Annotated in this window: 8 protein-coding genes and 3 tRNA genes; 7 read left to right on the forward strand and 4 right to left on the reverse strand. The window is 72.5% G+C overall.

All coding sequences use genetic code 11. The annotated features are described in order from the left end of the window. Window positions 1-248: 248 nt before the first annotated feature. The 3 genes from Q4C85_RS11485 to Q4C85_RS11495 all read right to left on the reverse strand — a co-directional run bounded on the left by Q4C85_RS11485 (window position 249) and on the right by Q4C85_RS11495 (window position 571). Window positions 249-321 (reverse strand) — tRNA-Phe (locus Q4C85_RS11485). 61 nt (window positions 322-382) lie between these two features. Then, a tRNA-Asp gene (locus Q4C85_RS11490) sits at window positions 383-456 on the reverse strand. A 39-nt stretch (window positions 457-495) separates the two neighbouring features. Next, window positions 496-571, reverse strand: a tRNA-Glu gene (locus Q4C85_RS11495). 221 nt (window positions 572-792) lie between these two features. Here Q4C85_RS11495 and Q4C85_RS11500 point away from each other — a divergent pair. The 5 genes from Q4C85_RS11500 (at window position 793) to Q4C85_RS11520 (ending at window position 4922) form a co-directional block, all read left to right on the forward strand. Beyond that, window positions 793-1182 (forward strand): metallopeptidase family protein, encoded by a 390-nt coding sequence (locus Q4C85_RS11500; RefSeq protein WP_303142234.1) that lies wholly within the window; start codon window positions 793-795, stop codon window positions 1180-1182. A 223-nt stretch (window positions 1183-1405) separates the two neighbouring features. Then, window positions 1406-1861: a peptide-methionine (R)-S-oxide reductase MsrB gene (gene msrB, locus Q4C85_RS11505; protein WP_303142248.1), complete on the forward strand. Its 456-nt coding sequence runs from the start codon at window positions 1406-1408 to the stop codon at window positions 1859-1861. A 1-nt stretch (window position 1862) separates the two neighbouring features. Beyond that, on the forward strand, window positions 1863-2849 hold the full coding sequence (locus tag Q4C85_RS11510) for an endonuclease/exonuclease/phosphatase family protein (RefSeq protein ID WP_303142237.1): 987 nt from the start codon (window positions 1863-1865) through the stop codon (window positions 2847-2849). 42 nt (window positions 2850-2891) lie between these two features. Beyond that, on the forward strand, window positions 2892-3893 hold the full coding sequence (locus Q4C85_RS11515; RefSeq protein WP_303142239.1) for an AEC family transporter: 1002 nt from the start codon (window positions 2892-2894) through the stop codon (window positions 3891-3893). A 114-nt stretch (window positions 3894-4007) separates the two neighbouring features. Further along, window positions 4008-4922 (forward strand): DMT family transporter, encoded by a 915-nt coding sequence (locus tag Q4C85_RS11520; protein ID WP_303142241.1) that lies wholly within the window; start codon window positions 4008-4010, stop codon window positions 4920-4922. Between the two features lie 210 nt (window positions 4923-5132). On the opposite strand, the gene Q4C85_RS11525 is transcribed toward Q4C85_RS11520, so the two are convergent. After that, the gene (locus Q4C85_RS11525; protein ID WP_303142242.1) at window positions 5133-5666 is read right to left on the reverse strand and encodes a gluconokinase; all 534 of its coding nucleotides are present in this window, start codon (window positions 5664-5666) and stop codon (window positions 5133-5135) included. Between the two features lie 312 nt (window positions 5667-5978). Between Q4C85_RS11525 and Q4C85_RS11530 the strand changes: the two genes are divergently transcribed. Next, on the forward strand, window positions 5979-7436 hold the full coding sequence (locus tag Q4C85_RS11530) for a DEAD/DEAH box helicase (RefSeq protein ID WP_303142245.1): 1458 nt from the start codon (window positions 5979-5981) through the stop codon (window positions 7434-7436). Between the two features lie 321 nt (window positions 7437-7757). Next, window positions 7758-9515 carry a BCCT family transporter gene (locus Q4C85_RS11535; RefSeq protein WP_303142247.1) on the forward strand — a complete coding sequence of 586 codons (1758 nt, stop codon included), beginning with the start codon at window positions 7758-7760 and terminating at the stop codon, window positions 9513-9515. Window positions 9516-10009: the final 494 nt, after the last annotated feature.

Below are 10009 nucleotides of genomic sequence, written 5' to 3' on the forward strand. Positions count from 1 at the left end.
CAAAGACTCCTCAACCCACTCCAGGTCCCAGGGAAGATCAACCACAACCCCACCCCACCCCACCCACCCCCGCGTTCGTACCTTGTGCGCCCAGACCGCACGATCAAGGCACGCACCCGACGCACAAGGTACGAACCCGGCGCGAGCCTGGTATGCACTCGATGCCGCCGGGTGAGGGGCTGAGGTGGCTGACGGACTCCCGGGCAGAGCGAAGGCCCGGCTCCTTGTGGGAACCGGGCCTATCGCAGTGGCTCCGACCGGCGTCGATCCGGTGACCTTTCGATTTTCAGTCGAACGCTCTACCAACTGAGCTACAGAGCCGTGGGATATTGGGTGGGATGAGGCCGACCGGGGTCATTGCTGACCCGGCCGGCCCACTCCGCGACCTCGACGGGACTTGAACCCGCGACCTCCGCCGTGACAGGGCGGCGCGCTAACCAACTGCGCCACGAGGCCTCGTCTGGCACGAAGCCGATATGTTTCACATGCACGGGCTGGTACCCCCAACGGGATTCGAACCCGTGCTACCGCCGTGAAAGGGCGGGGTCCTAGGCCGCTAGACGATGGGGGCCTGGTGCCCTTGGCGTCGCCGCGCCTCGAACCAGTGAGAACACTAGGGGCCGACTCTTCCCGGAGGCAAATCTCCCGGGCGTGACCCTCCTCACCGCGGGATGTCGCCGAGATTCCAGGGGAAGCGAGGGGCGGCCCGCGGCCCGGGCCGCCTCGTCGACTCCCCCGGGCGGCACGGGACAGGGTGTGACGCGTGGGCCTCGGGCATGGCAGGCTCCGGGCATGACCCCCGTGCACTTGTCCGAGGAGGAGTTCGAGGCCGCGGTCGCCGACGCCATGGACGCCATCCCGGAGGACCTGGCCGAGCAGATGGACAATGTCGTCGTCCTCGTCGTCGATGAGCCCGATGACGAGATGCTTCGGCCCACCGACTACGACGAGGAGGGGCGCCCCACGCTCCTGGGCCTCTACGACGGTATTCCCCTGACCGAGCGGGACGGCGGCTGGTCCGGAGTCCTGCCCGACCGGATCCTCATCTTCAAAGGGCCTTTGGAGCGCTGGTGCTCCAGCCGCGAGGAGCTGGTCGAGGAGGTGGGTGTCACCGTCCTGCACGAGGTCGCCCACCACTTCGGCATCGACGACGCCCGGCTTCACGACCTGGGCTGGGACTGAGCCGGTCCTCGGGCCGGCGGCCGGCGCCGCGCCGGCGGCTGCCTGCCCGGGTGGCTTCCCCGCTGCGTGAACGGTGCTCGCGCAACGGGCCGTGGCGCGCGACGATGGGACTGTGACAGAGCCGATCCAAGCCTCAGCCGCGAGCCGGGACGAGCGTCGGGAGGGCGCGCGACCCGGCCCCGCCGTCAGCCCGTCCCTCCACCCGGCCCTTGACCCGGTCGCCGTGGTGCGCACCGACGCCCAGTGGCGCGCCCTCCTCGATCCGCTGGAGTACCACGTCCTGCGGGAGGCGGGCACCGAGCGTCCGGGCACCGGGGCGCTCCTCCACGAGAACCGCGAGGGGGTCTACCGCTGCCGGGCCTGCGGCGCCGAGCTGTTCCGCTCCTCGACGAAGTTCGACTCCCATTGCGGATGGCCCTCCTTCTACGACCCCTCCCGCACCGACGCGGTGACCCTGCGCACGGACACCTCCCACGCCATGGTGCGCACCGAGGTCCGCTGCGCCACCTGCGACAGCCACCTCGGCCACGTCTTCGACGACGCCCCGTCCACGCCCACCGGCCAGCGCTACTGCATGAACTCCGTCAGCCTCAGCTTCGAGGCCGCCCAGCCTGACGAGGCGCACGGCGAGGGGCGGAAGGCGCCCGGCGCCCAGGCCACCGCATCGAGGGAGGGCTGACATGCTGCGTGTCCTCACCCTCAACCTCCAGCACGGACAGCCGGGCGCCGGGGCGGGCGACGGCAGCGCCGCCTCCGGCTCGCTGGCGGGCGCCGACATCTCCGACCCGGGCACCGCCCGGGCCGTCCTGGCCGCCCTGGCCGACCAGATCGCCGAGCTCGACCCCGATGTCGTCCTGCTCCAGGAGGTCGACCACGGCCAGGCCCGCTCGGGCTACCTCGACCAGACGGCGGTCCTTGCCCAGTGCCTGGGCTGGGAGGACTACCGCTTCGCCGCCACCTACGCCGGGCCGGTCGCCGGGCTGCGCCGCCGGCCCCTGCGCTCGGCGCTGGCGGGGCACACCGACGACCTCCTCGGCCCGGTCCGGGCGCTCCAGGGGCGCCCGCCCGCGGGCTTCGGCAACGCGCTGCTCACCCGGCACCCGGTGTCCTCCTGGCACGTCAAGCGCCTGGGCCGCGGACCGGCCACGGTCGTGCGCCGAGGCGAACGGGCGCTCGACCCGCGCTCCTACGCGCTGTTCACCTCGACGATGCGCAACATGGTCGCTGCGACCATCGCGCTGCCCGATGGCGCCGTGTCGGGGCTGAGTGGGCTGGCGGTGGCCTCCACCCACCTGGCCACGAGGATCGACATCGCCTCCGCCCAGCTCGCCGCGGCATGGGGGGCGCTGGCCACGCTGCCCGGCCCCCACATCCTGGCGGGCGACCTCAACATGCGCCCGCACCAGGTCGCCGGACTGGGCCTGGCCCGTCAGGTCGGCGAGGGCGGGACCTTCCCGGCCGCCCGCCCCGACCACCGGATCGACCACGTCCTGACCGACCCCTGGCCGGTGGGCCCCGACGGACGCCCGCTGGCCGCCGAGGCCCTCGTGGAGGAACGGCCTTCGGGGAGCGCGGTGCCCGTGCTCGGTGTCGTGGGCTCGGGCACCCGGACCTTCATCGTCTCCGACCACGCGGGCACCTGGGTGGACCTCGAGCCGGTCGCCTGAGATGAGTGGCCACCGCCCCGGGCCCCCGCCCCCGACCCACTGATGGTCGAGGTCCTGGGCGGGCTCGCCGTCTTCGCCGCGGTTATCGCCGTGGGCTGGGCGCTGGTGCGCTCGGGCGCGGTCGATGCGCGCGCCGACGCCGTCCTGACCCGGCTGTGCTTCTTCGCGGCGACCCCCGCCTTCATGGTGACGACCCTCGCGGCGGCCGACCTCACCGCGGTGCTCTCCGCGGCGACTGCGGCCTCGGTGGGCGCCGAGCTGATCGGCATCGTGTCGGCGTGGCTCGTCCACCGCCTCGTCCTGCGCCACAGCGTGGCGGAGGCGACGATCGGCGCGCTGGCATCGGGTTACGTCAACGCCGCGAACCTGGGGATCCCGGTACTCGTCCTCGTGGCCGGTGACGCGGCGCCCATCGCTCCGATCCTCCTCCTCCAGCTCCTCGTGCTCACCCCGGCCACCTTCGCGGTGCTCGACACGGTCACCCGCCGCGGCAACCCCTCACGCCTGGCGACCTACACCATCCCGCTGCGCAACCCGCTGGTCCTGTCGGTTGTGGCGGGCACCGTCCTCAACCTCGCGGGCGTCGACCTCCCCGGCGTGCTCGGGGGGCATCTCTACGAGTTCGTCGATCTGATCGGGCGCACCGCCGTCCCTCTGATGATGCTCGCTCTGGGGATGAGCCTGGCGGCCTCCGGGATGAGGGTGTCCGGGGCCGCCCCGACTGCGGATGGTTCGGGTGGCTCGGCGGGTGGCACCGGTGCGACAGCGGGTGACGGGCGCGGATCGGGGCGGGCGCTGGGCACGGCGGTGGCCTGGAAGCTCCTCGTGCTGCCCGCCCTCGCCCTGGGGCTGGGGCTTGCGCTCGGCCTGCGGGGAGGGGAGCTGCTTGTGCCGGTGACGACTGCGAGCCTGCCGACGGCGCAGAACGTCTTCATGTACGCCTCCCGCTACGGCGCGGCCAAGTCCCTGGCGCGCGACAGCGTGCTGCTGACGACGGCCGGCTTCGTGCCGGTGGTCCTGCTCGCCACGGCGCTCCTGGGCTGAGCAGGGGCCCGGCCGCGGGGAGGGCCAACACCGTCGGCCATGAGGTCCGGCGGTCGAGACCGGCGGCAGGGGCCTGCGGCAGGGCTCTGGCCGTGCGGCGGGCACAATGGGAGGGTGCTCCCCTTCCGCCCGGCCGACCTCCCCCGCCCGGGCGCAGCCCTGCGCGCCGTGCCGGCGCCTGTGCTGTTCATCGGCGCCGCGACGTCGACCTACGTCGGTGCGGGGCTGGCGGTGGCCCTGTTCGCCGCCATGCCCTCGACGACGGTGGCATGGTGGCGGTTGTTCATCGGCGCCCTCGTCCTGCTGTCCTGGCGACGCCCCTGGCGGCGGCGCTGGACGCGCCGGGCGCTGGTGACCGCGGCGCTGTTCGGTGTGGCGATGTCGACGATGAACGTCATCTTCTACGCCTCGATCGGGCACCTCGCGCTGGGGACGGCGGTCTCCCTGGAGTTCCTTGGGCCGGTGGTCGTGGCCCTGGCGACCGGCCGCGGGTGGCGGCCGCGGGTGGCCGCACTCCTCGCGCTGGCCGGGGTGGCGGCGATCTCGGGCTTCGGGCTCGACCTGTCCGACGGCTCCCAGCGCCTCGGTGTGGTTCTGGCGCTCAGCGCCGGGGCGGCCTGGGCCGCCTACATCCTCCTGGGGCGGCGCGCGGCGGGGACTGGCGGGGTCGACTCGCTGGCCGTGGCCTCGGCCGCCGGCGCGCTCGTCTACCTGCCGTTGGCGGCTCCGACCGCCTCGGCCGCGCTGGCGGACACGCGCAGCATCCTCATGGTGCTGGGCGTGGGCGTCATGTCCACGGTCATTCCCTATGGCCTCGACCAGGTCAACATGGGTCGGCTGACCTCGGACGCCTTCGCCCTGCTGTCCTCCCTCATGCCGGCGACCTCCCTGCTCGTGGGCCTAGTCATGCTGCGTCAGGTGCCCAACGCCTGGGAGGTGCTCGGACTGCTCCTGGTCAGCGCCGCCGTCGCCCTGGCCGGGACCGGAGGCCGGCACCGACGCACCGCCGTCCCGGGGCGCCGGCCCTGAGCGGACCGCCTGCCCGGGCTCGTCCCACGCGGCCGGGCCAGGAGTCAGGATCCCGGTCCGGCGGCGCGGCCGGGAGCCGCTGAGCTGGGGGCGGGGTCAGGCCAGTCGTGCGAGCACGCGCCGGACCGTCGTGTCGATGCCGGTTGTCGCTCGGACGATGCAGGTCCCTCGCGGCGCCGGTGGCGCGGGACTCCACTCACGGCGTCCGCCTCAGGCATCCACCGACGGCCCTCCGACCTGCCGGAGGGCGGTCAGGACTGCTCGGGCCGTCTGGCCGGGGGTGGGGCGGGAGGAGATGACGATGCCGTCCTCATCCGGCTCCAGCGGCTCGAGCGCGGCCAGCTGAGAGGGCAGGAGGGAGGCGGGCATGAAGTGCCCCGAGCGCTGCGTCATGCGTCGGCGCAGGTCCTCCTCATCGGCGAGGAGGTGGACGAACAGGACCCGGCCCTCGGCGCCGGCGAGCAGGTCGCGGTAGGAGCGTTGAAGCGCTGAGCAGGTCACGACCGTCCGCACCCCGCACCCGGCCTGCTCGTTCATCCAGGCGCGCAGGGCCTCCAGCCAGGGCGCCCGGTCCTCGTCGCTCAAGGGGATGCCTCGGCGCATCTTGCGGATCGAGGACTCGGTGTGGAAGTCGTCGGCCTCGGCCACCGGCCGCTCCAGGGCGCGGCCGAGCAGGGAGGCGACGGTCGTCTTGCCGCAGCCCGACACACCCATGACGACGAGGTGGTCAACAGGAAGGGGCATGCCGCGTCTCCTCGGCCTTCTCATGCGGCCGGCGGCTGACTGCAGTGTCGGTGCTGTCGGCGCTGCCGGCGGGGAGATCATCGTAGGCGATGGGAAGGCGGTGATGGCCGGCTTGCACGGCGTCGTCGGGCTCGGGCGCGTCGTGGCCGCACGGGGGATTGGTGGGGCACAATGGCCTCTCGGCCCGGCACCCTGCCGCGGCCCGGCTGGTGCCTCGGCTCCGGCGTCGCCCCACGCGAGTGCGGCGCCGTCGAGCATGAACGCCGGCACCCCGTTCCGCCCGACCGGGCGGAACCGACTGACAGGACCCTCGTGCCTCACACCACCACCTTCGCCGCGCTCGGCCTCGACTCCGACCTTGTCGCCGACCTCGCCGCCCGCGGCTTCACCGAGCCCTTCCCGATCCAGGCGGCCACGCTGCCCGACACCTTGGCCGGCCGGGACGTCCTGGGCCGCGGCCGCACCGGCAGCGGCAAGACGCTGGCCTTCAGCCTGCCGCTCGTCCAACGGCTGGCCGAGGAGGACTGCGCCCGACCGGGACACCCCATCGGCCTGGTCCTGGCCCCGACGAGGGAGCTCGCCCTCCAAATCGCCGAGACGATCGCCCCCCTGGCGAAGGCGGTCGACATGACGGTGACCACCGTCTTCGGCGGGGTCAACCAGAAACCGCAGGTCAAGGCCCTGGCCGAGGGCGTCGACGTCGTCGTGGCCTGCCCCGGCCGCCTGCTCGACCTCATGGGGCAGGGCGTCATCAGCCTCGACGAGGTCGCCATCACCGTGCTCGACGAGGCCGACCACATGGCCGACCTCGGTTTCCTCCCCGGAGTGCGGCGCATCCTGCGGGCCACGCCCCGGGCGGGCCAGCGGATGCTGTTCTCGGCCACCCTGGACAACGGTGTTGACGCCATCGTCAAGGAGTTCCTCGACGACCCCCTTCTGCACTCGGTGGACCCGGCGGTCGCCCCGGTGCAGTCGATGGACCACCGCGTGCTGCTCGTGGCGGACAAGGCGGCCAAGGACGAGGTCGTCGTGCGCCTGGCCTCGGGGACCGGGCGCCGGATCCTGTTCACCCGCACCAAGCACCTTGCCAGGCGCCTGGCCCGCAAGCTCACCCAGGCGGGCATCCCGGCGGCCGAGCTGCAGGGGAACATGAGCCAGAACGCCCGTGAGCGCGCCATGAGTGCCTTCACCTCCGGGGCCCTCCACGTCCTGGTGGCCACCGACATCGCCGCGCGCGGCATCGACGTGACAGGCGTCGAGCTCGTCGTGCACGTCGACCCGCCCGCCGAGCACAAGGCCTACCTCCACCGCTCGGGGCGTACCGCGCGCGCCGGAGCACGGGGCGTGGTCGTCACCCTGGTCCTGCCCGAGCAGAAGCGCGACGTCGAGGTCCTGCTCTCCAAGGCGCGGATCCGTGCCGGGATCGAGAAGGTCGGCCCCGGCGACGACGTCGTGACCGGCCTGGTCGGCCAGGTCGCCCCGGTCGTGGCGGCGGAGGACATGCCCGAGGGCGTGGCCGTCAAGGGCGGGGCGGCGGGCCGGTCGAAGGAGGGTCGGGCAGGGCGCCCGCGTGCCTCCGCAGCGTCGCGACGGCGCGGGGGCGAGGGCCGTGGCCATGGACAGTCCGGCCGCGGCCAGTCGGGCCGCGCCCGTGGCGCCGGGGGCTCGGGTCGGCCCGCCACCGGCGGCGGCGCTGCCCGCGCCCGCAGCGGGCACGGCCGTGGGCGGGGCACTGCGAAGGGGCCGGGGGCGGGGTCCGGACAGCGCTGATGGGCCTGCCCGGCGATGATGTGTCCAAGATCGCGCGGGTTCCCGATTATCGTTGCAGCGGCGCGGGGCCGGGCGTGGCCTGTACGTGACCTGATCGTGATCTGACCCGGCCTCGCGACAGCACCTCTTATAGGCTGCACGGGCCCACATCGCCGATTTGTTCGTGAGGAAGTTGAGCCTGTGCAGGCCCCTGACACCGAACCCACACCCCGTACCTCCGTCCGCCGTCCCACCTCCTGGCGCATCCGTCCCGCCGACCGCCCAGCGGGTCGGCGGCGCACGCGCACGCTCCTCCAGCAGTCCTCGGCCGGCATCGCCCGCATGACGAGGCAGGGCACGGTGCTGGACGCCAACCACCCGGCACTCGAGCCCCTGGCCGAGGATCTCGGAGACGAGCAGCCCGGCAAGCTGGACAAGATCGTCTTCGGCGTCACCGCAGTCGTCTCCCTGTCCTTCGTCCTGTGGGGAGTACTCTCGCCGCTGTCCCTGGGCGACGCCTCCCAGGCGGGGTTGACCTGGGTGGTCGACAACACCGGATGGCTCTTCGCCCTGGCGGCCACCGGCTTCGTCTTCTTCATCCTGTGGCTGGCCGCCAGCCGCTACGGCGCGATCCCCCTGGGACGCGACGGGGAGGACCCCGAGTTCTCCACGACATCGTGGGTCGCCATGATGTTCAGTGCGGGCATGGGTATCGGCCTCATGTTCTACGGCGCCGCCGAGCCCCTGTCCCACTTCGTCGCCCCGCCTCCGGGAACGGTCGAGGCCGGCGACGACAACGCCGTGCGCACCGCCATGGCCACCACCCTCTTCCACTGGGGCCTCCACCCGTGGGCGATCTACGCCGTCGTCGGTGTGGCGATCGCCTACGGAGTCTTCCGCAAGGGCAGGCCGCTGACGATCTCGGCGGTCTTCGAGCCGCTCATCGGCAAGCGCCAGAGCTACGGGCCGGCGGGCAAGATCATCGACATCTTCGCCATCTTCGCCACCCTGTTCGGCTCGGCCACCTCCCTGGGCCTGGGCGTGCTGCAGATCGCCAAGGGCGCCCAGATCGTGGGCTGGGCCGGCGAGGTCGGCAACATCTTCCTCGTCGTGCTCATCACCTTCCTGACCATCTGCTTCATACTCTCGGCGGTCTCGGGCGTGAGCAAGGGGATCCAGTACCTGTCGAACATCAACATGGTGCTCGCCGTCGTGCTCGCCCTGTTCGTCTTCGTACTGGGCCCCACCGTCTTCATCCTCAACCTCCTGCCGACGACACTGGGCACCTACATGCAGAACATCATGCAGATGTCCTCGATGACCGGCGCCTCTGGTCCCGACGCCAACGCCTGGCTGTCGGGGTGGACGATCTTCTACTGGGCGTGGTGGGTGTCGTGGACGCCCTTCGTCGGAATGTTCATCGCCCGGATCTCCCGGGGCCGGACCATCCGCCAGTTCGTCTCCGGCGTGCTGCTCCTGCCCTCGATGGTCTCGCTCGTGTGGTTCGCCATCTTCGGTGGCGGCGCCATTCACGCCGAGCAGGCAGGCGAGCGGCTGTCCGAGGCGGGTGACGCCGAGTCCACCCTGTTCGCCCTCCTGGGCACGATGCACTGGGAGCAGGTCACATCCGTGCTCGTCATGGTGCTCGTGGCGATCTTCTTCGTCTCGGGTGCCGACGCCGCCTCCATCGTCATGGGCACCCTGTCGGAGAACGGGACCATTGAGCCCAGGCGCACGACGGTCGTCTTCTGGGGCGTCGTGACCGGGGCGGTCGCCGCGATCATGCTGGTCATCGGCGGGGAGGACGCGCTCTCCGGGCTCCAGTCGATCACGATCGTGGCGAGCCTGCCCTTCCTCGTTGTCATGATCGCCATGGTCGTCGCGCTCATGCGCGACCTCCAGAACGACCCGCGCATCGTGCGCGGCAAGTACGCCGCGGAGGCCATCGACCACGCCGTCGTCCAGGGCGTGAGCGCCCACGGCGACGACTTCGCCCTGTCGGTGGACCGCACGGCCCCCGGCCAGGGCGTCGGCTCGCGGGTCCCCACGGCCGACAAGTCCTCCGACGACGAGGCCGCCTCGACTGCGGCCGAGGTCTAGAGCGCCAGCATCGCCCACCCCGGGACGCGGACCGTTCGCCCACGAGCCGACCTCGTCCCGGGGCGCGGCGTGCTCGCGCCGGCCAACGGCGTCCCGGTGGGCGTCGCCGTGATCGGCTACGACGACACCGAGACGGCGCGCGCCCCCACCTTGACCACGGTCAGCTAACCCCTGGCCCACAGTGGCGGCGAAGGCCTCCGCCTGCTGCGGGACCTCATGCGATCGCCAGGGACAGTGGTGTCGACCACCGTCCTGCGCCCGCGTCTCGTCCGTCGCCTGTCCACGCCTGTCCCACCTGTCCACGCCGGCCACTGCAGGCCCATGACTGCCATGGGCCTGCAGGCATCCTCGCAGGCCTGTTCGGAGTCAGCATCGACGACCTGATGCCCACCCGCACCGCGGACGGCTGGGTGCCGGCGCCGTTCGTGCCGGCGCGCCGCGAGACGGTGCCCCCCGTGGGGCTCGAACCCACGACCTTCGGATTAAAAGTCCGC

The sequence above is a fragment of the Actinomyces sp. genome, from assembly GCF_030524025.1.
Taxonomy (GTDB): Bacteria; Actinomycetota; Actinomycetes; order Actinomycetales; family Actinomycetaceae; genus Actinomyces.